The sequence below is a fragment of the Dyella marensis genome, from assembly GCF_900112865.1.
GTDB lineage: Bacteria > Pseudomonadota > Gammaproteobacteria > Xanthomonadales > Rhodanobacteraceae > Dyella_D > Dyella_D marensis_A.
This window is the reverse complement of record NZ_FONH01000001.1, coordinates 351,327-375,603: the sequence shown is the minus strand read 5'-3', so window position 1 is coordinate 375,603 and position 24,277 is coordinate 351,327. Positions and strand designations below refer to the sequence as shown.

Sequence of the window (24,277 nt, the reverse complement as noted above, 5' to 3'; positions counted from 1 at the left end):
TTCTTGCGTTCGCCGCGCGGGTTCTTGCGCAGCCCTGTCGAAGGTCAGGGTGCCTTGGCGCCTATTGTCCCGCGCTCGCGTGTTTGGCTTGATGGATGAGCACATAGCGCGACATGGAGGACGTGGCATGCTGGCGATACAGACACGAGGACTGACGCGCCGTTTCGACGGACGTCACGGCGTCACCGACCTGGCGCTGGAAGTACCGGCGGGCAGTGTCTATGGCTTCCTGGGGCCGAACGGCGCAGGCAAGACCACCACCATCCGCTTGTTGCTCGCGCTGTTGCGCGAGGAGGCGGGGGAGATTCGCCTCTTCGGCGAGCCGCTGTCCTGGACGCGCCGCGCGCCGCTGAGCGAGGTGGGTTCGATGGTGGAGACACCGTCGCTCTATCCGCATCTGTCCGGTCGCGACAACCTGGAAGTCACCCGGCTGCTGCTCGATGGCGAGACGGCAAGCATCGACGAGGCGCTGGCACTGGTCGGATTGACGGCCGATGCGGAGCGCCGCGTTCGCGAATATTCGTTGGGCATGCGCCAGCGCCTGGGTATCGCGCTGGCCCTGATGCGCCGGCCGCGCCTGCTGGTGCTGGACGAACCGACCAACGGGCTGGATCCGGCCGGCATCGTGGAGCTGCGCGCGCTGCTCTTGCGCCTGGCCGGCGAGCGGGGCATCACGATATTCCTCAGCAGTCACCTGCTGTCCGAAGTGGAGCAGATCGCCAGCCATGTCGGCGTGCTGCACCAGGGACAACTGCTGTTCCAGGGCACGCAGGAGAGCCTGCGTCGCCGCCATGGCGATCCGCTCGCGATCCGTTGCGGCGATGCGCGCGCGGTGTGCGACAGCCTGGCCCATCTGGGCGAACAGCCGCAGCTGCTGGACGAAGGCACCGTCAGCGTCCCGGCGCCGCGTCGCGCCGATCACGAAATCAACCGCTGCCTGATCGAGCGCGGCCATGCGATCCATGCGTTTGGGCGCCGCCCACATTCGCTGGAAACGCTGTTTTTCGAACTGACCGGACAGGAGGCGCGGACATGAGCGCTTTGGTACGGGCGCTGCGCGCCGAACGGATCAAGCTGCGGCACACGCTGGCGGCCTGGATGGTGCCATTGGCGCCGGGAGTGATCCTGCTGCTGTCGCTGGTGCAATTGGGTTTTGCTCACGTGCCGCCGCCGGGGCCGACCGATCCGATGGAGGCCTGGAAGCATTTCTGCCAGGGCATGTTCACGCTGTGGTTGTTCCTGATGCTGCCGCTGTTCATCACTCTGCAGGCGGCATTGCTTGCCGGGCTGGAGCATGGCCATCACCAATGGAAGCATCTGCTGGCGTTGCCGGTGCCTCGGCGCACGCACTTCATGGCCAAGCTCTGCATGCTGATGGCGATGGTGGCGGCGTCCACGCTGCTGCTTGCCGTGGCCACGCCGCTGGTTGGCTGGGTGATCATGCAGTTGAATCCCGCCCAGGGCCTGACCGGTTCTCCGCCTTGGGCATGGCTCGTCAGCCGCGCGCTGGCCAGCATCGTTGCTGCGGGGGCGTTGATGGCCTTGCAGGGCTGGGTGGCGCTGCGCTGGCAGAGCTTCACCGTGGCGGTGTCGGTCGGTACCGCCGGCATGGTGTCCGGTTTCCTGATCGGGCAGTCCGATCGTCTGGGCCACTGGTTTCCCTGGTCGATGCCCGTGCAGGTGTTCCTTCGAGACGGCGTGCATCTGTGGTTCGTGCTCGTGGCCGGTCTGGTCGCCGGTGTGGCTATCGCCGGTTTTGCCTTATGGGACTGCTCACGGCGCGAGTACGACTGAGCGCCACAAAAAAAAGCGCCGCTCAAGGGCGGCGCTTTTTCTGTCGAACGGCGCTTGCAGCTCAGAGCGACTCGAAGATTCCCGCCGCGCCCATGCCGGTGCCGATGCACATGGTCACCATGCCGTACTTCTGCTTGCGGCGACGCATGCCGTGCACCAGGGTGGCGGCGCGGATCGCGCCGGTGGCGCCGAGCGGATGGCCGAGCGCGATGGCGCCGCCCAGCGGATTGATCTTCGACGGATCCAGGCCCAGGTCCTTGATCACCGCCAGCGACTGCGCGGCGAAGGCTTCGTTGAGCTCGATCCAGTCCAGCTGGTCCTGGGTCATGCCGGCCTGCTTGAGCGCCTTCGGGATCGCTTCCTTCGGGCCGATGCCCATGATGTCCGGGCGCACGCCGGCCACCGAGTAGCTGACGAAGCGGGCGATCGGCGTCAGGCCGTATTCCTTGATCGCCGCCTCGCTGGCCAGCAGCACCGCGCCGGCGCCGTCGGAGGTCTGCGAGGAATTGCCCGCGGTCACCGAGCCGCCGAACTGGCCGTTGCGGAACACCGGCTTCAGCTTGCCCAGCACTTCGACCGTGCTGCCCGGGCGCGGGCCTTCGTCGGTGTCGATCAGACGGCTATCCGTCTTGATCGAGCGCGTGGCCAGGTCCGGATAATGGTCGTCGAGCTTGAACGGGGTGATCTCGTCCTTGAACTCGCCGGCCTTGATCGCGGCCAGCGCACGCTCGTGGCTGGCGGCGGCGAAAGTATCCTGTTCTTCGCGGCTGATCTTCCACTGCTTGGCCACGTTCTCGGCGGTGATGCCCATGCCGTAGGCGATGCCGATGTGCTCGTTATCGAAGATGCCGGGATTCATCGCCACCTTGTGGCCCATCATCGGCACCATGCTCATGCTCTCGGTGCCGGCGGCGATCATCAGGTCGGCCTCGCCCAGGCGGATGCGGTCGGCGGCCTGCGCGATGGCCTGCACGCCCGACGAGCAGAAGCGGTTGACGGTGACGCCCGGCACGGTGTCCGGCAGGCCGGCCAGCAGCAGGCCGATGCGCGCCACGTTCATGCCTTGCTCGGCCTCGGGCATGGCGCAGCCGACGATCACGTCGCCGATGCGGTGCGCGTCGATGCCCGGCGCCTGCGCCATCACGGCGCGGATCACGTGGGCCAGCATGTCGTCGGGACGCGTGTTGCGGAACACGCCGCGCGGCGCCTTGCCGACCGGGGTACGGGTGGCGGCGACGATGTAGGCGTCTTGCACTTGCTTGCTCATGGTCTTTTGCTCCGTGGCGTCGCGCGATGCGCGGCGACGCCGTATGGGTTTGGATGAGTCGTTGGCGGAAGCGGCGGCGTCAATTGCGCAGCGGCTTGCCGGTGGTCATCGTGTGGGCGATGCGCGCCTGCGTCTTTTCCGTCTGCGCCAGTTCCACGAAGTGCTTGCGCTCCAGTTGCAGCAGCCATTCCTCGTCGACCTGCGAGCCGCGCTCGATCGCGCCGCCGCACAGCGTGTCGGCGATGCGCGTGGCGATCGCCACGTCGTGCTCGGAGACGAAGTAGCCGGCCTGCATATTGGCCAGCGAGGCGCGGAAGGTGGCGGTGCCGACGTCGCCGGCGACCGGGATGCTGCGCGCCGGCAGCGGCGGGCGGTAGCCGCTCTCGGCCAGCGCGCCGGCCACCTGCTTGGCCACATGGAGCAGCTCGTAGGCGTTGAACACCACCACGTCGCTGTCGCGCAGCAGGCCCAGCTGCTTCGCTTCCAGCGCGCTGCCGGAAACCTTGGCCATCGCCACCGTCTCGAACACCTTCTTCAGCGCCTCGAACGGATCGGCCGGATTGGCCTGCGCCGCGCGGATCGCCAGCTCGTGCAGGCCGCCGCCGGCCGGCAGCAGGCCGACGCCCGCCTCGACCAGGCCGATATAGCTTTCCAGCGCCGCGACGGTGCGCGCCGAATGCATCTGGAATTCGCAGCCGCCGCCCAGGGCCAGGCCGCGCACGGCCGACACCACCGGCACCAGCGAGTGCTTGATGCGCATGCTGGTGCGCTGGAAGTTGGCCACCATCGCCTCGAAGTCGCCCAGCTTGCCGGCCTGCAGCAGGCCCAGCGCGCCCTTCAGATCCGCACCGGCGGAGAACGGTTCGCCCGTCTGCCAGATGACCACGGCCTTGAGCTGCTGCTCGGCCACGTCGATCGCCTGCTGGATGCCGTCGAGCACCTGGTCGTTGACCGTATTCATCTTGGTCTTGAACGAGATGATGCCCACGCCGTCGTCGCCCAGCGTCCACAGGCGCACGCCGTCGTTCTCCCACACGGTGCTGCCCTGGTCGAACTTCTCGCCCAGGATCGGATCGGGGAACAGCTGGCGCCGGTAGACCGGATGCTGCGAACGCGGCTTGTCGGCGTTGGCGCTGGCCGAGTACGAACCGCTCTTGCCATGCACGCCGCTGCGGCCGTCGGTGACCCACTTCGGCAGCGGCGCCGAACTCATGGCCTTGCCGGCGGCGATGTCTTCCCCGATCCACGTCGCCACCTGCTGCCAGCCGGCGGCCTGCCAGGTCTCGAACGGACCGAGCTTCCAGCCGTAGCCCCAGCGGATGGCGAAGTCGACGTCGCGCGCGGTATCGGCGATATCGGCCAGGTGATACGCCGTGTAGTGGAACAGATCGCGGAAGGTGGCCCACAGGAACTGCGCCTGCGGATCGCTCGACGCGCGCAGCTTGGCGAACTTCTCGGCCGGGTCCTTGATGGCGAGGATCGCGGCCACTTCGTCGGAAGCCTGCTGCTCCGAGGCGCGGTAGTCGCGCTTGGCCACGTCGAGTACGACGATGTCCTTGCCGGCCTTGCGATAGAAGCCGGCGCCGGTCTTCTGGCCCAGCGCGCCCTGTTCGATCAGGCCCTGCAGCCATGCCGGCGCCTTGAAGTACTGGTGCCACGGATCGTCGGCCAGCGTATCGGCCATGGTCTTGATCACGTGCGCCATGGTGTCCAGGCCGACCACGTCGGCGGTGCGGTAGGTGGCGCTCTTGGGACGGCCCACGGCCGGGCCGGTGAGTGCGTCGACCACGTCGAAGCCGAGCTTGAACTGCTCGGTGTGGTGCATGGTGGCGAGCATCGAGAACACGCCGATGCGGTTGCCGATGAAGTTCGGCGTGTCCTTGGCGTACACCACGCCCTTGCCGACCACGGTGGTGAGGAAGGCTTCGAGGCCTTCGAGCACCTTGGCTTCGGTGAGGCGGGTCGGGATCAGCTCGACCAGGTGCATGTAGCGCGGCGGATTGAAGAAATGCACGCCGGTGAAGCGGTGGCGCATTTCCTCAGGCAGCGCTTCGGCCAGGCCGTTGATCGACAGGCCCGAGGTATTGCTGGCCAGCACCGCGTGCGGCGCGACGTAGGGCGCGATCTTCTTGTAGAGATCCAGTTTCCAGTCCATCCGCTCGGCGATCGCCTCGATCACCAGGTCGACGTCCTTGAGGTGCTCCAGATCGTCGTCGTAGTTGGCCGGAATGATCGCGGCGGCGCGGCTGCCGTCGGCCAGCGGAGCGGGGGAGAGCTTCTTGAGGTTCTCGATCGCCTTCAGGGCGATGCCGCTCTTGGGGCCTTCCTTCGCGGGCAGGTCGAACAGCACGGTCTCGACGTTGGCATTGGTCAGGTGCGCGGCGATCTGCGCGCCCATGACGCCGGCGCCGAGCACCGCGGCCTTGCGGATGCGCAGTTTCGATGCGACCGGTGTCGATGCAATTTGAGCGGTCATTGGCTTCTCCGTGGTACGGACACTGAGGGGTGTTGAAACGCGAAAGAGGCCGTCGCCGGCCTCTGAAGAAAAATCTAAGGAGCGTTGAGGCCGGCGGCCGCGAAGCGGATCAGGTGTTCCGCCGTCTGCTCACGATGCATGCGCTCGGTGACATCGCTTTTGCGCTGGATCATGCCGAAGCCGGACATCGCATGGGTCAGCGCGCCGGTGACCAGGTCGACCCGCCAGTACAGCTCTTCCTTGCTGAGGTCGGGCAGCAGGCGGGCGAACTCGACCGTGAACTGGCGCATGACGTGGCCGTAGTTCTCCGACAGGAAGCGGCGCAGGGTGTCGTCGTGTTCGGCGAAGGCCCGCGCCAGCACGCGCATGAACAGCGAGCCGCTGCCCTCGTGGGACAGCTCCAGCGCCGGCTTGATGAAGGCCGCCAGGACGTCCTCCAGGGTGGTCTGCGGCTGCCCGGCGATGCGCGACAGCGCCGTCATGCGGTGGCCGTTGAGCTGGTCCAGGCGGCGGCGGAAGACCTCTTCGATCAGGCGGTCCTTGCTGCCGAAGTGGTAGTTGACGGCAGCCAGGTTGACCCCCGCGGCGGCAGTCAGCTGGCGCAGGGAGGCGCCATCGAAGCCGTGCCGGGCGAACAGCTCCTCGGCGGCGGTCAGGATGCGTTCCTTGGTCGTGTGCGGCGAGGTCTGCAAGCGGGCGGTCCCTTGGTGGGTACGGGCACGAATCAAACGATCGTTTGAGCATACGGGGGACGAATCCCCGGAGTCAAACGATCGTTTACAACGCCCGACGCCCGGCTTGCGTATCAGTTAGAATCTGTCAGACTTTCGTGAGCTAAATCCGCTAATCCTCGTAGGATTTGGCCTACTTTGCTGGCTAGTTGCCAGGCCGCCCACTCAGATACCAGTTTTTCCGGAGCAGACTACTCATGGCGCTGGAGCGCACCCTTTCGATCATCAAGCCCGACGCCGTCGCCAAGAACGTCATCGGCGAAATCTATGCCCGTTTCGAGAAGGCTGGCCTCAAGGTCGTCGCCGCGAAGCAGAAGCAGCTGTCGCGCCAGGAAGCCGAAGGCTTCTACGCCGTCCACAAGGAGCGTCCGTTCTTCAAGGCGCTGGTCGAGTTCATGATCTCCGGCCCGGTGATGATCCAGGTGCTGGAAGGCGACAACGCGGTCCTCAAGCACCGCGAGCTGATGGGCGCCACCAATCCGAAGGAAGCCGCGCCCGGTACCATCCGCGCCGATTTCGCGGACTCGATTGATGCGAATGCGGTGCACGGCTCGGATGCGGCAGAGACTGCGAAGGTCGAGATCGCGTATTTCTTCGCCGAGACCGAAGTGCATTCCAGGTAATCCACCGCGGCGCCCGCAGGGGCGCCGCCTGTCACGCGGCCACCGCGGCCGCGCTTTCCCGAAGACGATGAACCAGGCCGTTTCCATTCCATCCGCCGAGAAGGTCAACCTGCTCGATTTCGATCGCCAGGGGCTGCGCGATTTCTTCGCCCGGCTCGGCGAGAAGCCTTATCGCGCCGAGCAGGTGATGAAGTGGATCTACCACCGCCTGGAAGACAACTTCGAGAACATGACCGACGTCGGCAAGGCGCTGCGCACCAAGCTCGAAGCGTCCTGCTATATCGGCCCGCCCAAGACCATGTTCGACAAGGGCGCCGCCGACGGCACGCACAAGTGGCTGCTGGGCATGGACGGCGGCAATGCGGTCGAGGCGGTGTACATCCCCGAGCCCACCCGCGGCACGCTGTGCGTGTCCTCGCAGGTGGGCTGCGGCCTCAACTGCCAGTTCTGCTCCACCGCCACGCAGGGCTTCAACCGCAACCTGGCCACGTCCGAGATCATCGGGCAGATGTGGGTGGCGGCTAAGTACCTGGGCAATGTCACGCACCAGAACCGCCGCATCACCAACGTGGTGATGATGGGCATGGGCGAGCCGCTGCTGAACTTCGACAACGTGGTCAAGGCGATGAGCCTGATGCGCGACGACCTGGGCTTCGGCCTGGCCTCCAAGCGCGTGACGCTGTCGACCGCCGGCATGGTGCCGATGATCGACAAGCTGTCCGAGGCCATCGACGTGTCGCTGGCCGTGTCGCTGCACGCCGCCAACGACGAGCTGCGCACCGAACTGGTGCCGCTCAACAAGCGCTATCCGATCGAGGAACTGCTCGGTGCCTGCAAGCGCTGGCTGGAGCGCAAGCCGCGCACCTCGATCACCTTCGAATACACCTTGATGAAGGGCGTCAACGACCAGCCCGAGCACGCCCGCCAGCTGATCAAGCTGATGCGCAGGCTGCCCAACTGCAAGGTCAACCTGATTCCCTTCAATCCTTTCCCCGGCACGCGCTTCGAGCGCTCCGACGCCGACACGATCCGCGCCTTCCAGACCCAGCTGCTCAACGCCAACATCCTCACGATGCTGCGCCGCACCCGCGGCGACGACATCGATGCGGCCTGCGGCCAGCTGAAGGGACAGGTGCTGGACCGCACGCGCCGCCAGGCCGAATTTCGCAAACGACTGGACGAGGGCGCGAGTCATGCGGCTTGATCGGATCCTGCTGGCCGCCTGCCTGGCTGCCGCGCTGACAGCCTGCACGACCACCGGCACCGATCCGGGGCCGAACCCGCGCGTGGCCAAGAGCGACAACGCCCAGGAAGGCGCCCGCGTGCATACCGAGCTGGCGCAGTCGTACATGCAGAACGGCGACCTGCAGGGCGCCCTGACCAAGCTCAACAAGGCGCTGAGCTTCGATCCGAACTTCGTGCCGGCGCACACCGTGATGGCGGTGCTGGACGAACGCATCGGCAACCAGGCCGAAGCGGAAAAGCATTACCGCAAGGCGGTTGCGCTGGCGCCGGACAAGGGTGACACCAACAACAACCTCGGCGCCTTCCTGTGCAAGACGGGACGCGGAACCGAGGCGGCGCAGTACTTCCAGAAGGCGGTCACCGATCCCTTCTACCAGACCCCGGCGCTGGCCTGGACCAATGCCGGGCGTTGCGTGGAATCCGGCGGCGGCGACGTGGCCGCGGCCGAAGAGGACTATCGCAAGGCGATCGCGCTCGATCCGCAGAACGCCGAAGCGCTGCTGCGGATCTCTTCGCTGCTGTTCCAGCAGAACGACGCGTTCCGCGCGCGGGCTTTCCTGCAGCGCTACGACGCGCTGGAACAGCCTTCGCCGGCCGGGCTCAAGCTCGGCCACGACATCGAACTCCGACTGGGCAACAAGGACGCTGCCCGCAATTACAGCAGGCGATTGCAGAGCCAGTTCCCGGATTCGGAGCAGGCACGCGCCATCGACTCAACCGCAAGCCAATGACATCCATGCAGTCACAGCCGACCGGTCCGGAGGCCGGGGATCAGGGTCTGTTCGACGCGAGCGCGCAGGGGGCGACCGCCATGATGGACAATTTCGGCGCGCGCCTGCGCGCCGCACGCGAGGCCCGGGGATGGGACGTCGAGAGCTGCGGCCAGGCCCTGCGCCTGCCGCTGCGCGTACTGCGCCAGCTCGAAAGCGGCGACTACGCCGGCATCGACTACCAGGTCTACCTGGCCGGTTACCTGACCAAGTACGGCCGCCACGTCGGCGTGGAAGAGGCGGCCCTGCAGGCCGAACTCGCGCGCCTGACGCCGGTGCAGCCGGCGCTGGTGGCCACCGGCGGCATCTCCCACTCGCGCTATCTGCTCGAGCGCTACGCGCGCGCGGCCACCTACGTGGTGCTCACCGCGGCCATCGTGGTGCCGACCATCTGGCTGGGCGTGCGCGGCACGCTCGATCGCGACGTCAGTCATCTCGCGCCGCTGGACGCCAAGCCGGTGGCGCAGGGCGACCTGCCCGCAGCCGCAGGCAGCGTGGCCGGCGCGAACGCACCGGCCGGCAATGCGCCGCTGCCGGTCGTGCCCAGGCCGGCGGAGCCGTCGGCCGAGCAGCAGGAACAGCCGCTGCTCGCCTCGATGACGCCGTTCCCGAATCTCGGCAGCGGCGACAACGCCCAGCCCAAGGAAGCGGCCAAGCCTGCGCCGGTGGGCGAGGGCGCGCACAGCCTCACCCTCGAGCTGGCCAACGCCAGCTGGGTCGAAGTCGTCGCGCAGGACGGTTCGCGCCTGGAATACGGCTTGCTGCCGGCGGGCACCAACAAGACCTACCGCAGCGACAAGCCGGTGACCGTGCGCATCGGCAACGCCACCGGCGCGCAGGTCATGGTCGACGGCCAGCCGGTCGCGCTGGACAGCTACCGCCGCGCCAACGTGGCGCATTTCAAGGTAGACCTGCGCGACGGCAAGGCGACGCCGGCCGGCGTCTGATCCGGCGTTCCGCGGATCGCGCCTGAACGCGCGACGCCGCGTCCGCGGGCGGAGCGATCCACGCGGCAGGGTGCGATCGGTTATGCTTGTCCTTTGCCCGCTCGACGGCAGCGTCGGGCCGGGTTCGTTCCAATTTTTCTCGCGCCAGGAAGGTCGCCGCGCCCTCCGGCGGCATCCGTTCCCTTCAAGGGTGATTGCATGGCATTTGAAGTCTACGACGACTACGAGCAGGGCGAACGCGTACAGAAGTGGTTGCGCCAGAACGGTCTTTCGATCGTGGTCGGCGTCGCGATCGGCCTGGTCGGCATCTTCGGCTGGCAGCAGTGGAACAACCACAAGGCCGGCCGCGAGAGTCAGGCGTCGCAGCTCTACCAGCAGGTGCAGAACGCGATCGCCGCCGGCAAGAACGACCAGGCCGACACGCTCACCGAGCAGCTGTTCAAGGATTACGCCGAATCGCCGTACGCGGTGTTCGCCGCCGGCGACCGCGCGGTGCGCCAGGTCGGTGCCAAGCAGCTGGACAAGGCGCTGGTCTCGCTCAACTGGGCCGAGAGCCACGCCGCCGATCCGAACCTGAAGGCACTGATGCAGCTGCGCATCGCGCAGGTGCAGCTGGCGCAGGACAAGGCCGCCGACGCGGTGGCCACGCTCGACCGCATGGGCGCGAAGAACTACGAAGGCCTGAGCCAGGAACTACGCGGCGATGCCCTGGTCAAGCTTGGTCGCCCGGATGACGCGCGCAAGGCCTACGAGGCCGCCAAGGCCGCGCTGGGCGAGGGTGCGCCGCAGAGCGGCGCCTTGCAGTTGAAACTCGACAATCTGGCCGTGGCCGGGAAGCAGGGTGCATGAAAGCTGGTGTGATGAAACGAGCTTTGCTGGTCGGTCTGGTGTCGATGGCGACCCTGGCCGGCTGCCATTCCTTCAAGAAGGAAAACGTCCAGCCGCCCACGCCGCTCGACAAGGACTTCAAGCCGACCGCGCAGGTCAGCCGCCTGTGGACCAGCAGCGTCGGCAAGGGCGCCGGTGAATCCGGCCTGCGCCTGCGTCCGGCCTTCGCCGACGGCGTGCTCTACGTAGCCAGCACCGACGGCAAGATCGAAGCGCTGGACGCCAGCAGCGGCAAGACCCTGTGGTCCAAGAGCTCCAGCACCAAGGGCTGGTTCGGCTGGGGCGACAAGAAGCGCAAGGACGCTTTCTATGCCGGCGGTCCGGGCGTGTCCGGCGACCTGCTGGCGATCGGTACGCTCGACGGCCACGTCTACGGCATCAACGCCAAGGACGGTTCGCCGCGCTGGGAATCCACGCTCAGTTCCGAAGTGCTGGCCGCGCCCGCCGTGGTCGGCGGCCTGGTGATCGTGCGCACCGGCGACGGCCGCCTCTACGGCCTGGACAGCAGTTCCGGCGAACGCCGCTGGGCCTACGACCAGGGCAATGTCCCGCTGCTCAGCCTGCGCGGCAACGGTCCGCTGCTGGCCGCCAACGGCGTGATCTTCTTCGGCAGCGACAACGGCAAGCTGGTCGCCCTGCGCCTGGACAACGGCGAGAAGCTGTGGGAGCAGAACATGGCCAGCGGCGAAGGCCGCACCGAGATCGACCGCCTGAACGACGCCGACGGCGTGATCGTGCTCGACGGCAGCACGCTGTACGGCGCCGCCTATCACGGCAACCTCGTCGCCGTGGACGGCCCCAGCGGCCGCCCGCTGTGGTCGCGCCCGTTCTCCACCTTCACCTCGGTCGATGTCGCCGGCAACGCGCTGTACGGCGTGAACGAAGACTCCCAGGTGTGGGCGTTCGACAAGAGCGGCGGCGCCGACATGTGGAAGAACGACAAGCTCAAGTACCGCTGGCTCACCGCGCCTTCGGTGCAGGGCAACTACGTGGTCGCCGCCGACAGCGAGGGCTACGTGCACTGGCTGCAGACCAGCGACGGCGCGCTGGCCGCGCGCGAGCGCCTGTCGAAGAAGCCGATCCGCGCCCAGCCGCTGGTGGTGGGCGATACCGTGTACGTCGAGGACGTGAAGGGCCGCATCGGCGCCTACCGCCTCGGCGGCCACTGATCCGGCAAGAAGGTTGTTCCCCTGATGCTGCCCGTCGTCGCCCTGGTCGGCCGTCCCAACGTCGGTAAGTCGACCCTGTTCAATGCTATGACGCGCAGCCGTGACGCCCTGGTGGCCGACATGCCGGGCGTCACCCGCGACCGCCATTACGGCGTCTGCCGCACCGGCGAGCGTCCATTCGTGGTGGTCGACACCGGCGGTCTTTCCGGCGTCGAGGAGGGCCTGGATGCGCTTACCGCGCAGCAGGTCCGCCTCGCCATCGAGGAAGCCCAGGTGCTGGTGTTCGTGCTCGATGCGCGCGACGGCGTACTGCCGCAGGATCGCGCGATCCTCGACGACCTGCGCCGCAGCGGCAAGCCGATCATCGCCGCGGTCAACAAGACCGACGGCCTCGACCTGCAGAACGCGCTGGCCGAGTTCGCCACCTTCGGTCTTTCTTCCACGCTGCCGCTGTCGGCTGCGCACAACCGCGGCACCGACGACCTGGTGCGCCACGTGCTGCCGCTGCTGGCGGAAGACGCGCACGAGGAACTGGCGCCCGAGGATGCCGGCGCCATCCGCGTGGCCATCGTCGGCCGCCCCAATGCCGGCAAGTCGACCCTGATCAACCGCCTGCTCGGCGAAGAGCGCCTGATCGTCTCCAGCGTCGCCGGCACCACGCGCGATCCGATCCGCGTACCGCTGGAACGCGACGGCCGCCGCTACGTGCTGATCGACACCGCCGGCGTGCGCCGCAAGGCGCGCGTCGAAGAAGCGGTGGAGAAATTCAGCGTCATCAAGACGCTGCAGTCGATCGCCGCCGCCCAGGTGGTGGTGGTGATGATCGACGCGCGCGAGAACCTGGCCGACCAAGATCTCCACCTGATCGGCCATGCCGTGGACGAGGGCAGGGCGCTGGTGATCGCCGTCAACAAATGGGACGGCATGGACCAGTACCAGCGCGAGCAGTGCGAGCGCGCCCTGGAGCGCCGCCTGCAGTTCGTGGACTGGGCCAAGAACGTATTCATCTCCGCGCTGCACGGCTCCGGCCTGCGCGAGCTGATGCGCGCGATCGTGCGCGCGCACGACGCCGCCAACCGCGAGATCGGTTCCTCCGAACTCACCCGCACGCTGGAGCGCGCCTACGAGGGCTACCAGCCGCCGCTGGTGCGTGGCCACGCGCCGAAGCTGCGCTTCGCCCATCCGGGCGGCAGCAATCCGCCGACCATCGTGATCCACGGCAGCCGCACCAAGCACATCGCGCCGGCTTATCGCCGTTATCTCGAGAACTTCTTCCGCAAGCGCTTCAAGCTGGAAGGCACGCCGGTGCGCATCGAATTCCGCGACGGCGAGAACCCGTACGCCGGCAAGAAGAACGTGCTGACCGAAGGTCAGCAGCGCAAGCGCCAGCGCATGATCCGCGAGATGAAGAAGCGCAAGCGCTGAGTCGCTCGGACTGGCGCAGACGCGACCAAGAGCCGTCATTCCGGCGCAGGCCGGAATCCAGTAACGAGAGTGTTGGATAGGGCGACGGCCCCCGTGGCTTTTTGCCCGGAAGCGCAGGCCGCCCGCCGGTGAAAAGCCTGCAGGAGACGTTGTCGCCATTGGATTCCGGCCTGCGCCGGAATGACGAGGAAGTGGAAGGTGTCGCTTATCGCGCACCCCTCGCCGGATCGTCTTAAACTCCCCGCATGACCGAGTCATTCAATCGCGAGAGCTGGCTCGCGCAGCTGCGCCAGCAGGTGCCGGAGATCGCCCCGGCGGAAGCGCTCACCCGGCAGGCAGGCGGTGCGCTGCTGATCGACGTACGCGAAGACCACGAACGCGCCGACGGCACGCCTGCCGGTGCGCTGGGTCTTTCGCGCGGCTTCCTGGAACTGCGTATCGAGCAGACGGAAGCGAACCGCGACCGTCCCATCCTCGCCCTCTGCGGCAGCGGCCAGCGCTCGCTGCTGGCGGCCGAGGCACTGCAGCGCATGGGTTATCGGCAGGTGTCCTCGGTGGCTGGCGGCTTCAACCGCTGGAAGGCCGAAGGCCTGCCCATCGTCACCGGCGCGCTCGACGCCGACGCCGCCGAACGCTATTCGCGCCAGCTGCGCCTGCCGCAGGTGGGCGAAGCGGGGCAGGCGAAGCTGGGGGCGGCGAGAATCGTGCTGCTCGGCGCGGGCGGACTGGGCGCGCCGGCCGCGCTGTATCTGGCCGCGGCTGGCGTGGGGCAGATCACCCTGATCGACGACGATCGCGTGGAGCGCTCCAACCTGCATCGCCAGGTGATCCACGCCGACGCCCGCGTGGGCATGGCCAAGACCGAATCGGCGCGGCTCGCGCTGAACGCGCTCAACCCGCGCGTGCGCATCGAGACCCGCGAGGAACGCCTGCGCGCGGACAACGTGGAACGCCTGCTGGCGGATCACGACCTGGTCATCGACGGCGCCGACAATTTCCCCGCGCGCTATCTCGTCGCCGCAGCGTCGCGCCGGCTGGGCCTGCCGATGGTCTACGGCGCGGTGGAACGCTTCACCGGCCAGGTCAGCGTGTTCGATCCGCGCCGCGACGACGCGCCGTGCTACCGCTGCCTGTTCCCCGAGCCGCCCTCCGCGGCGGAGGCGCCCAACTGCAGCGAAGCCGGCGTGCTCGGCGTGCTGCCCGGCCTGATCGGCCTGCTGCAGGCCACTGAGGCGCTGAAGCTGATCCTGGAGCTGGGCGAGACCCTTTCGGGCCGCCTGTTGCACGTCGACGCCTTGACCATGCGTTTCCGCGAGACGCGGCTGCGGCGCGATCCGTCCTGCCCGGGTTGCGGGCAGGGAGCGGTATTCCACGGTTACGAGGACATCGCCGAGCTTTGCGCCTCGGCCTGAGCGGGCGGGGCGCTAGGTCAGGTCGGCGGGAATCAGCGAGTACACCGCGGCATCGATGGCGCTCTCGCCGATCAGCAGCCGCTGACGCCCGATGCCTTCGAAGCGCGCGCCGGCTTTTTCGGCGCAGCGCCGGCTCGGCAGGTTGTCGACCGCCGCGACGATCTCCACCCGCACCAGTTTCAGCGACTCGAAGCCGAAGCGCGCCACCGCCGGCACCGCGCGCGGCGCGATCCCAAAGCCCTGCCGCGACTGCCGCACCCAGTAGCCCAGGTTGGCGCTGCGATGCTGCCGGTTGAACTGGTTCAGCCCCACGCCGCCGGCCACGCTGCCGTCGCTCTCGTCGACGATGGCGAAGGCGAACAGCTCTTCCAGCTGCCAGCAGGCCTGGGCGTGCGCGATCCAGGCCACGCTGTCCTGGCGCGCATAACCCTCGCGGCACCACGGCAGCCAGCGGCCCACGCTCTCGATCGATTCGCCGGCGGCGACGTACAGCGCGTCGGCATCCTCCGGTTGCCATGGGCGCACGCGCAGCGAGCCGGCGGGCAGCGCGAAGGAAGGCCAGGGAGCGTCGTCCTGAGACATGGGCGGTTTGTGCGGTTACGGGCGAGCCCGGATAATAGGCATCTTTGCAGGCGGGCAGACACCATGAGCGCACGGATCATCGACGGCAAACGCATCGCCAAGGAGCTGCTCGACCGCATCGGCCGCCGCGTGGCCGAACGCAAGGCGCAGGGGCTGGCCGAGCCGGGCCTGGCGGTGGTGCTGGTCGGCGACGACGCCGCGTCCGCCGTCTACGTGCGCAACAAGCGCGCCGCCTGCAAGCAGGTCGGCTTCCAGTCCTTCGGCTACGACCTGCCGGCCAGTACCACGCAGGAAGAACTGTTCGCGCTGATCGACCGGCTCAACGCGGATCCTGCCGTGCACGGCATCCTGGTGCAGTCGCCGTTGCCGGAGCACATCGATGAGGACGCGCTGGTCGACCGCATCGATCCGGCCAAGGACGTCGACGGCTTCCAGGCCATCAACATCGGCCGCCTGGCGCTGCGCCGCTTCGGCCTGCGCCCGTGCACGCCGCGCGGCGTGCTGACCCTGCTCGGCCACACCGACCGCCCCGTGCGCGGCCAGCACGCGGTGGTGGTGGGCGTGTCCAACCATGTCGGCCGCCCGCTGCTGCTGGAACTGCTGATCGCCGGCTGCACCACCACCGCCTGCCACAAGTTCACCCGCGACCTGGAAAGCCATATCCGCCTGGCCGACATCGTGATCGTCGCGGTGGGCCGCCCGGGCCTGATCAAGGGCGACTGGATCAAGCCGGGCGCGGTGGTGATCGACGTCGGCATCAACCGCCTGGACGACGGCCGCCTGGTCGGCGACGTGGAATTCGAGCCCGCCGCCGCACGCGCCAGCTGGATCACGCCGGTGCCCGGCGGGGTCGGCCCGATGACCGTGGCCACGCTGCTGGAGAACACGCTCGAAGCGGCCGAAACGCGCGGCGCCACGCACAAGGTGCATTGAGGAAGGAGCGGCGGCGGCCGCCGCTGCGACGTTCCGTACACCCGTGGCGCTCTGGCGGCGTCCTGGGCGGATGCGTATAATTCCCTCTTTGCAGCGGGACAAAATCGCATGCGCATCCTCGCCGAGGCTCTCACCTACGACGACGTCTATCTCGTTCCGGCCCACTCGGCCGTTCTCCCACGCGACGTCGATACCTCCACGCGGCTGACCCGCAACCTCCGGCTGAATATCCCCATCGTGTCCGCCGCCATGGACACGGTCACCGAAGCCCGCCTCGCCATCACCATGGCCCAGCAGGGCGGCATCGGCATCATCCACAAGAACATGACCGCCGAGCAGCAGGCCGCCGAAGTGCGCCTGGTGAAGAAGTTCGAGGCCGGCGTCATCCGCAGCCCGATTACCGTCGGCCCGCACACCTCCATCCGCGAAGTGCTGCAGCTCACCCGCGCGCACAACATCTCCGGCGTGCCGGTGGTGGAGGGCGAGAAGCTGGTCGGCATCGTCACCAGCCGCGACCTGCGCTTCGAGCGCAAGCACGACGATCCGGTGCGCAACATCATGACGCGCCAGGAGAAGCTGGTGACCGTGCGCGAAGGCGCCAGCCAGGACGACGTGCTGCAGCTGCTGCACCAGAACCGCATCGAGAAGGTGCTGGTGGTCAACGACGACTTCCAGCTGCGCGGTCTGATCACCGTCAAGGACATCCAGAAGGCCCGCGACAACCCGAACGCCGCCAAGGACCGCCACGAGCGCCTGCTGGTCGGCGCGGCGGTGGGCGTGGGCGGCGACACCGAGCAGCGCGTGGCCGCGCTGGTCGATGCCGGCGTGGACGTGCTGGTGGTCGACACCGCGCACGGCCATTCGCAGGGCGTGATCGAGCGCGCCGCGTGGGTGAAGAAGCACTACCCGCAGGTGCAGGTGATCGCCGGCAACATCGTCACCGGCGAAGCGGCGCGTGCGCTGCTGGATGCCGGCGTCGACGCGGTGAAGGTCGGCGTGGGCCCGGGTTCGATCTGCACCACCCGCGTGGTGGCCGGCGTGGGCGTGCCGCAGATCACCGCGATCGACCTGGTCGCCACCGCGCTGAAGGACGAAATCCCGCTGATCGCCGACGGCGGCATCCGCTATTCCGGCGACATCCCCAAGGCGCTCGCCGCCGGTGCGTCCAGCGTGATGCTCGGCTCGATGTTCGCCGGCACCGAGGAATCCCCCGGCGAGGTGGAGCTGTTCCAGGGCCGCTCGTACAAGAGCTACCGCGGCATGGGTTCGCTCGGCGCGATGGCGCTGGGCTCCAAGGACCGTTACTTCCAGGACGAGGCCGACGCCGACAAGCTGGTGCCGGAAGGCATCGAAGGCCGCGTGCCGTACCGCGGCCCGCTGCGCAACATCATCCACCAGCTGATCGGCGGTTTGCGTGCGTCCATGGGTTATCTCGGCGCGGCCACCATCGAGGACGTGCGCCAGAAGGCGCAGTTCGTGAAGGTGACCTCGGCCGGCGTGACCGAAGCGCATCCGCACGACATCCAGATCACCAAGGAAGCGCCGAACTACCGGCTGAATTCTTGAGGGAACAGGGATCGGGAGTAGGGAATAGTGAAAGCAGCTCCTGAATTTCCCGTGCCCCTCGCCAAAGCCAATCGGGGCAGGGCGCGCCAAGGCGCCTTGCCCTTTTCTATTCCCGATTCTCTATTTCCCATTCCCTTGCTCTCATGACCGACATCCACAGCGACAAGATCCTCATCCTCGATTTCGGCGCGCAGTACACCCAGCTGATCGCCCGCCGCGTGCGCGAGATCGGCGTGTACTGCGAGATCTGGGCCTGGGACCACGATCCGGCGGAGATCGCCGCGTTCGGCGCGAAGGGCATCATCCTGTCCGGCGGCCCCGAATCCACCACCTTGCCGGGCGCGCCCAAGGCGCCGCAGGAAGTGTTCGACGCCGGCCTGCCGATCCTGGGCATCTGCTACGGCATGCAGACCCTGGCCGCCCAGCTGGGCGGCGCCACCGAGGCGGCCGATGCGCGCGAGTTCGGCCATGCCGAGGTCGACATCGCCGCGTCGAGCCGGCTGTTCGCCGGGCTCAGCGATCATGCCGACGCGCATCGCCTGGACGTATGGATGAGCCATGGCGACCACGTCGCCCAGGCCCCGCCGGGCTTCGTCGTCACCGGCACCACCGAGCGCATCCCGGTCGCGGTGATGGAGGACGAGGCCAGGCGCTGGTACGGCGTGCAGTTCCATCCGGAAGTGACCCATACCAGGCAGGGCACCGCGCTGCTCAAGCGCTTCGTCACCGAGATCTGCGGCTGCCGCACGCTGTGGACCGCCGCCCACATCATCGAGGACCAGATCGCGCGCGTGCGCGCCCAGGTCGGCGACGACCACGTGCTGCTGGGCCTGTCCGGCGGCGTGGATTCCTCCGTGGTCGCCGCGCTGCTGCATCGGGCGATCGGCGACCGCCTCACCTGCGTGTTCGTCGACACCGGCCTGCTGCGCTGGAAGGAAGGCGACCAGGTGATGGCGACCATGGCCGAGCACATGGGCGTGAAGGTGATCCGCGTCGACGCCGCCGAGCGCTACTTCAAGGCGCTGGAAGGGGAGGCCGATCCGGAGGCCAAGCGCAAGATCATCGGCCGCCTGTTCGTGGAGATCTTCGACGAGGAATCGGCCAAGGTCACCGCCGCCGGCAGCGGTCATGTGAAATGGCTGGCACAGGGCACCATCTACCCCGACGTGATCGAGTCGGCCGGCAGCAAGACCGGCAAGGCCCACGTCATCAAGAGCCACCACAACGTGGGCGGCCTGCCGGAGCACATGAAGCTCAAGCTGGTCGAGCCGTTGCGCGAGCTGTTCAAGGACGAGGTGCGCCGCATCGGCGTCGAGCTCGGCCTGCCGCGCGAGATGGTCTACCGCCACCCGTTCCCCGGCCCCGGCCTGGGCGTGCGCATCCTGGGCGAGGTCAAGCCCGAATACGCCGAGCTGCTGGCGCGCGCCGACGCCATCTTCATCGAGGAGCTGCGCCGCTGGGACCTGTACGACAAGACCAGCCAGGCCTTTGCCGTCTTCCTGCCGGTGAAGTCCGTCGGCGTCGTAGGGGATGCCCGAGCCTACGAGTGGGTGATCGCCCTGCGTGCGGTGGAGACCATCGACTTCATGACGGCGCATTGGGCGCATCTGCCGTATGACTTCCTTGGCAAGGTTTCAAATCGGATTATCAATGAGTTGCGCGGTGTTTCTCGCGTGGTCTATGACATCAGCGGCAAGCCGCCGGCAACCATCGAGTGGGAGTGAGGGGGAGGGATTTCCCACTCAAAATCAACAACTTGGAAAGTCGCTTGAAGATAGTTAATTCGAGCGTGAGTATTCTAACTTGTTGATTTTAAAGGCCTCAATGGGTGGGCTTTCACTCTTTCAGCGCCATCGGGCGGAGAATTTGACGGTAAAGCAGACGGGGACGTGTGAGCTCCTCTGGCTAGGCTCGACACTTGCCGATATGGCAATACCATCCGCGACGGTAGTGGTTGATCCCAGAAGCGTAGGCTTCGTGTGGCTTTGCTGAGATATGAATTGGTTTGAAGCTATCGAAATAAGATCACCTTAGGTCATCATTTTTCTCCGTTATCAAACCGCGAGGGCTTTGCAATGGTTTATTAGACGTGTATTTTGAGCACCATGAGTGTTCAAAATACAGGAAAGCTGAACCTTCTGCTGGCCGAACTGGGCGACACGAGACTGGTGTCGAGTCGATGGCTGCGGGTTCACGGCTATTCCAACAGCCTTGTTGCCCGCTACGTGAGCAGCGGCTGGCTCGTGTCACCCGCCCGCGGCGTCTACATACGCAAGGGGGGGCGCCTGCAATGGGAGGGTGTGGTTCGCAGCCTGCAGGTCGGGGAGGGGCTACCGCTGCACGTCGGTGGCCGCTTCGCACTCAGTCTGCAAGGACACGAGCATTACCTACGGCTGGGTGATGCCGGCACGATCACCCTGTATGGGGCAGAGCGGCCGCCGGGTTGGCTCGACAAGCTATCGCTGGCGCAGCGCTTTGAGTATCTGGGCAAGGGGCCGTTCGATTTGCCGTCCGCTTCGCTCTCGGTGGATGTGTCCGAGACAGCGCTGTCCGAACAGGGACTGACGTGGCACCAGGCTACCCCCGGTGCCGAGGCTTTGGTTTGTTCCACGTCGGAGCGGGCCATGCTGGAACTGTGTGATGGCGTTTCGGACGCCACCGTGGTTTACGAGGTTGACGCGCTGATGCAGGCCATGACCACGCTACGGCCACAGCGGGTCAGCTTGATGCTGCGGCAGTGTCGCAGCATCAAGGCCAAGCGGCTATTCCTGGCACTGGCCGAGCGTCATGGGCATGCATGGCTGTCACACGTGTCATTGGAAGGCGTCGATCTGGGACGAGGAAAGCGCGCGCTGGTGCCTGGCGGTCGCCTGCATCCAACCTACCAGATCACCTTGCCAGGAGACCTCGATGAACACCTGGCTTGACCAATGGGACCGGCGCTACACCGACCGGGTGCGGTTGCTAGTCGAGATTCTGCCTGTGCTGGCACAGGAGCCCAGCTTCGCACTCAAGGGCGGCACCGCCATCAATTTGTTTGAACATGACCTGCCGCGGTTGTCGGTGGACATTGATCTGGCCTGGTTGCCGGTGCATGACTATGCCGAAGACGCAACGCTGATCACCGAAGCGCTTGGACGGTTGGTCGATGTGCTGCGCACCCGGCCTCTGCAACTGCAGGTGCAGTTGTCGGCAGGCGAGGGGGCAGGCGCCACGCGGCTGGTGGCCAGTCGCGGTCGTGCACGTGTACAGATCGAGACAACACCTGTTATGCGCGGCACGGTGCATCCGGTGCGGAATATGGTGGTGCGCCCGAAGGTGGAAGAGGCGTTCGGCTTCGCAGAGGCGCAGGTATTGGATTTCGCCGACCTCTATGCAGGCAAGTTGGCCGCGGCGCTGTCTAGGCAGCATCCGCGCGACATCTTCGATGTCGGCTTGTTACTGGAGGACGTCCGGGCGGACCAGGTGCTCTGGCGGACTTTTCTCGTCTACCTGACCTGTAGCCCCAAGCCTGCTTGGGAGATGCTGGGACCGCGCGTGCCCGCGAACTTCGCAGCGATCTTCGAAGCGCACTTCAAAGGTATGACGGCTGAGCCTATCGAAGCCGAAGTCTTACTGGACATTCATGAGCGCCTGTTGGCGTGCGTGGCTGGATGGCTGGATGAGCCGTCGTGCGCGTTCCTAAGATCCATAGAGGATGAGCGGCCAGACTTCGATCTGATCGGACTTCCACATGCCGCGGATTTGCCGGCCGTGCGACGCAAACTGCACAACCTGGCCCAGCGCACTGACGACAAGCGTGCAGCGGATCGGAGGCTGCTGGAAGAAGCGCTGATGCGGGTGACGGTGTCCAGATGAAACAAGGCGTGGCTGTGATAAGGCGCTTACATTTCTGTAGTGGAAAAAAATAATGGCTCTCAAGAAATCCGAACTCTACTCCTCGCTATGGCAGAGCTGCGACGCGCTGCGCGGGGGGATGGACGCCAGCCAGTACAAGGACTATGTGCTTGTGCTGCTGTTCATCAAGTACGTCAGCGACAAATACGCCGGTAAGCCTTACCAGCCGCTCACTATTCCACCCGGTGCCAGCTTCGCCGACATGGTGGCGCTAAAGGGCAAGAGCGACATCGGCGATCAGATCAACAAGAAGATCATCGCGCCGCTGGTAGCGGCCAACGCGCAGCTGTCGCTGTCCGACTTCCCGGACTTCAATGATGCCGCCAAGCTCGGCACCGGCAAGGAGATGGTGGAGCGGCTCACCGACCTGGTGGCCATTTTCGAAAACAAGGCGCTCGACTTCTCCAGGAATCGCGCCGATGGCGACGACATCCTGGGCGATGCCTACGAGTACCTGATGCAGCACTTCGCCACCGAAAGTGGCAAGAGCAAGGGCCAGTTCTACACGCCGGCCGAGGTGAGCCGCGTCATCGCGGCGGTGCTGGGCATTGCCACCGCGTCGACCACGCACCAGACCACCGTGTACGACCCGACCTGCGGCTCGGGCTCGCTGTTGCTGAAAGTGGCTGATGCGGCGCTGACCAAGGTGGCGCTGTACGGGCAGGAGAAGGACGCCGCCACCAGCGGCCTGGCGCGCATGAACATGATCCTCCACGACCAACCCACGGCCGAGATCAAACAGGGCAACACGCTGGCCGATCCGAAGTTCCGCGACGGCAAGGCGGGCAATGAAAGCCTCAAGGTCTTTGATTACGTGGTGGCCAATCCGCCGTTCTCCGACAAGCGCTGGAGCACCGGCATCGACCCGCTGCACGACCCCTGGCAGCGCTTCGAAGGCTTCGGCGTGCCGCCGGCCAAGCAAGGCGACTACGCCTACCTGCTGCACATCGTGCGCTCGCTCAAGAGCACCGGCCGCGCGGCCTGCATCCTGCCGCACGGCGTGCTGTTCCGCGGCAATGCCGAAGTCGACATACGCCGCGCGCTGATCCGCAAGGGCTACATCGAGGCCATCATCGGCCTGCCGGCCAACCTGTTCTACGGCACGGGCATCCCGGCCTGCATTGTCGTCATCGACAAGTCGCGCGCGGCCGAGCGCGTGGCCGCCGACACCGGCATCTTCATGATCGATGCCAGCCAAGCCTTCATGAAGGACGGCCCGAAGAATCGCCTGCGCGAGCGCGACATTCACCGCATCGTCGACGCCTTCCAGCGCAGGCAGGACGTGCCGCGCTATGCCCGGCAGGTGAGCTTGCGCGATATCGAGAAGAACGAGCACAACCTCAACCTGCCGCGCTACATCGATAGCCAGTTGCCCGAAGACAGGCAGGACATCGAAGGCCACCTGCGGGGTGGCATCCCCGAAGCCGACGTCACAGCGGCCGACAGCCTCGTCAGCCGCTACTGGGCCGTGTGCCCGCAGCTCGAGAGCGCCCTGTTCCGGCCCAATCGCCCCGGTTACGTCGATCTGGCTGTCGACAAAGCGGCGATCAAGCCCACCATCCACGGCCATCCCGAGTTCGCCGGCTTCATCGCGCGCATGAACGCACACTTCGCCACATGGCGCGACGCGCAGGCCCGGGCGCTGAAGGCGCTGCGCGCCAACACGCCCGAAGCCCAGCCCCGGCGCGTGATCGCCGAACTCTCCGAAGGCCTGCTCGCCCATTACCTCGGCCAGCCACTGATCGACGCCTATGCCGTCTACCAGCACCTGATGGACTACTGGGCGCAGACCATGCAGGACGATTGCTACGCCATCGCCGCCGACGGCTGGAAGGCGCAGACCTACCGCGTGATCGAGACCGATAAGAAAGGCAAGCAGAAGGACAAGGGCTGGGCCTGCGACCTGGTGCCCAAGGCGCTGGTCGTGGCGCGCTACTTCGCCAAGGAGCAGGCCGCGCTACAGGCGCTGCAGGCCGAGCTGGAAGGCGTGAGCGCTAGGCTCGCCGAGCTCGAGGAGGAGCACGGCGGCGAAGATGCAGCCTTCGCCGGTTTCGACAAGATCAATGTCGCGGCGGTGAAGGACCGGCTTCGCGAGATCGAAGGCGAAGTCAAGGCCGAGATCAAGGCGGCCAAGCGAGGCAAGTCAGGCAAGGCGCTGGCGGCCGCCGGCGGCGATGCCGAAGAACCGGTCGCCGAAGAGCTGCGTGTTCTGCTGGACTGGTTGAAGCTTGCGGCAGAAGAATCGGCGCTGAAGAGGCGCGTGAAGGAGGCCGACGCGGCACTGGGTGCAGCGGCGTATGCGAAGTACCCGAAACTCGCCGATGCCGAAGTGCAGGCGTTGGTGGTGGACGACAAATGGCTCGCCACGCTGGATACGGCGGTGCACGGCGAGATGGACCGGCTGAGCCAGCAACTGACGGCGCGGGTGAAGGAGCTGGCGGAGCGTTACGAGACACCCTTGCCGCAGTTGAACGAACGCGTGGCGGAGCTGGAAGCGCAGGTGAATCGGCATCTGGAGAGGATGGGGTTCGCATGGAGGTGAGGGCGCCGAC

20 protein-coding genes are annotated in these 24,277 nt (G+C 66.7%); 16 read left to right on the top strand and 4 right to left on the bottom strand.

Annotated features, from left to right (window positions below; all coding sequences use genetic code 11):
• The first annotated feature begins 127 nt into the window (after window positions 1–127).
• Window positions 128–1,036, top strand: coding sequence for an ATP-binding cassette domain-containing protein (locus tag BM172_RS01500; RefSeq protein ID WP_026634331.1), 909 nt, complete (start codon window positions 128–130; stop codon window positions 1,034–1,036).
• Window positions 1,033–1,794 (top strand): ABC transporter permease, encoded by a 762-nt coding sequence (locus BM172_RS01495; RefSeq protein ID WP_026634330.1) that lies wholly within the window; start codon window positions 1,033–1,035, stop codon window positions 1,792–1,794. The genes BM172_RS01500 and BM172_RS01495 overlap by 4 nt, the downstream gene beginning before the upstream one ends.
• A 61-nt stretch (window positions 1,795–1,855) precedes the next feature.
• Here the strand turns inward: BM172_RS01495 and BM172_RS01490 are convergent, their stop codons facing one another.
• The 3 genes from BM172_RS01490 to BM172_RS01480 form a co-directional block, all read right to left on the bottom strand.
• On the bottom strand, window positions 1,856–3,061 hold the full coding sequence (locus BM172_RS01490) for an acetyl-CoA C-acyltransferase (protein WP_026634329.1): 1,206 nt from the start codon (window positions 3,059–3,061) through the stop codon (window positions 1,856–1,858).
• A 79-nt stretch (window positions 3,062–3,140) separates the two neighbouring features.
• Entirely contained in the window at window positions 3,141–5,537 is a 2,397-nt protein-coding gene (locus BM172_RS01485) for a 3-hydroxyacyl-CoA dehydrogenase/enoyl-CoA hydratase family protein (RefSeq protein WP_026634328.1), read from the bottom strand.
• 74 nt (window positions 5,538–5,611) lie between these two features.
• Window positions 5,612–6,229 carry a TetR/AcrR family transcriptional regulator gene (locus BM172_RS01480; protein WP_026634327.1) on the bottom strand — a complete coding sequence of 206 codons (618 nt, stop codon included), beginning with the start codon at window positions 6,227–6,229 and terminating at the stop codon, window positions 5,612–5,614.
• Window positions 6,230–6,465: 236 nt separating this feature from the next.
• Here BM172_RS01480 and ndk point away from each other — a divergent pair, with 236 nt between their 5' ends.
• The 8 genes from ndk to moeB all read left to right on the top strand — a co-directional run bounded on the left by ndk (window position 6,466) and on the right by moeB (window position 14,747).
• Window positions 6,466–6,891, top strand: a complete 426-nt coding sequence (ndk, locus tag BM172_RS01475; RefSeq protein ID WP_026634326.1) for a nucleoside-diphosphate kinase — start codon at window positions 6,466–6,468, stop codon at window positions 6,889–6,891.
• A 67-nt stretch (window positions 6,892–6,958) separates the two neighbouring features.
• Complete coding sequence (gene rlmN / locus BM172_RS01470; protein WP_026634325.1) at window positions 6,959–8,095, top strand: dual-specificity RNA methyltransferase RlmN; 1,137 nt, start codon at window positions 6,959–6,961, stop codon at window positions 8,093–8,095.
• Entirely contained in the window at window positions 8,085–8,867 is a 783-nt protein-coding gene (pilW, locus tag BM172_RS01465; RefSeq protein ID WP_026634324.1) for a type IV pilus biogenesis/stability protein PilW, read from the top strand. Before rlmN ends, pilW begins: the two co-directional genes overlap by 11 nt.
• Window positions 8,868–8,947: 80 nt before the next feature.
• On the top strand, window positions 8,948–9,853 hold the full coding sequence (locus BM172_RS01460; RefSeq protein ID WP_245778719.1) for a helix-turn-helix domain-containing protein: 906 nt from the start codon (window positions 8,948–8,950) through the stop codon (window positions 9,851–9,853).
• A gap of 198 nt (window positions 9,854–10,051) precedes the next feature.
• Window positions 10,052–10,702 (top strand): YfgM family protein, encoded by a 651-nt coding sequence (locus tag BM172_RS01455; RefSeq protein WP_026634322.1) that lies wholly within the window; start codon window positions 10,052–10,054, stop codon window positions 10,700–10,702.
• 11 nt (window positions 10,703–10,713) lie between these two features.
• Window positions 10,714–11,910: an outer membrane protein assembly factor BamB gene (gene bamB, locus BM172_RS01450; RefSeq protein WP_231504152.1), complete on the top strand. Its 1,197-nt coding sequence runs from the start codon at window positions 10,714–10,716 to the stop codon at window positions 11,908–11,910.
• 24 nt (window positions 11,911–11,934) lie between these two features.
• Window positions 11,935–13,335: a ribosome biogenesis GTPase Der gene (gene der / locus BM172_RS01445; protein WP_026634320.1), complete on the top strand. Its 1,401-nt coding sequence runs from the start codon at window positions 11,935–11,937 to the stop codon at window positions 13,333–13,335.
• A gap of 245 nt (window positions 13,336–13,580) precedes the next feature.
• Window positions 13,581–14,747: a molybdopterin-synthase adenylyltransferase MoeB gene (gene moeB / locus BM172_RS01440; RefSeq protein ID WP_026634319.1), complete on the top strand. Its 1,167-nt coding sequence runs from the start codon at window positions 13,581–13,583 to the stop codon at window positions 14,745–14,747.
• Between the two features lie 12 nt (window positions 14,748–14,759).
• Here moeB and BM172_RS01435 read toward each other — a convergent pair whose 3' ends face one another.
• Window positions 14,760–15,329, bottom strand: coding sequence for a GNAT family N-acetyltransferase (locus BM172_RS01435; protein ID WP_051548457.1), 570 nt, complete (start codon window positions 15,327–15,329; stop codon window positions 14,760–14,762).
• A 63-nt stretch (window positions 15,330–15,392) separates the two neighbouring features.
• Here BM172_RS01435 and folD point away from each other — a divergent pair, with 63 nt between their 5' ends.
• The 6 genes from folD to BM172_RS01405 all read left to right on the top strand — a co-directional run bounded on the left by folD (window position 15,393) and on the right by BM172_RS01405 (window position 24,267).
• Window positions 15,393–16,262, top strand: a complete 870-nt coding sequence (gene folD, locus BM172_RS01430; protein WP_026634317.1) for a bifunctional methylenetetrahydrofolate dehydrogenase/methenyltetrahydrofolate cyclohydrolase FolD — start codon at window positions 15,393–15,395, stop codon at window positions 16,260–16,262.
• 108 nt (window positions 16,263–16,370) lie between these two features.
• Window positions 16,371–17,828, top strand: a complete 1,458-nt coding sequence (gene guaB, locus BM172_RS01425; RefSeq protein WP_026634316.1) for an IMP dehydrogenase — start codon at window positions 16,371–16,373, stop codon at window positions 17,826–17,828.
• Between the two features lie 143 nt (window positions 17,829–17,971).
• Window positions 17,972–19,552, top strand: a complete 1,581-nt coding sequence (guaA, locus tag BM172_RS01420; RefSeq protein ID WP_026634315.1) for a glutamine-hydrolyzing GMP synthase — start codon at window positions 17,972–17,974, stop codon at window positions 19,550–19,552.
• Between the two features lie 381 nt (window positions 19,553–19,933).
• Window positions 19,934–20,755: a type IV toxin-antitoxin system AbiEi family antitoxin domain-containing protein gene (locus tag BM172_RS01415; RefSeq protein ID WP_026634314.1), complete on the top strand. Its 822-nt coding sequence runs from the start codon at window positions 19,934–19,936 to the stop codon at window positions 20,753–20,755.
• Window positions 20,739–21,686, top strand: a complete 948-nt coding sequence (locus tag BM172_RS01410; RefSeq protein ID WP_026634313.1) for a nucleotidyl transferase AbiEii/AbiGii toxin family protein — start codon at window positions 20,739–20,741, stop codon at window positions 21,684–21,686. Before BM172_RS01415 ends, BM172_RS01410 begins: the two co-directional genes overlap by 17 nt.
• A gap of 52 nt (window positions 21,687–21,738) precedes the next feature.
• A complete protein-coding gene (locus tag BM172_RS01405) occupies window positions 21,739–24,267 on the top strand; it encodes a type I restriction-modification system subunit M (protein ID WP_026634312.1) in 2,529 nt (842 codons plus the stop codon).
• Window positions 24,268–24,277 lie beyond the last annotated feature (10 nt).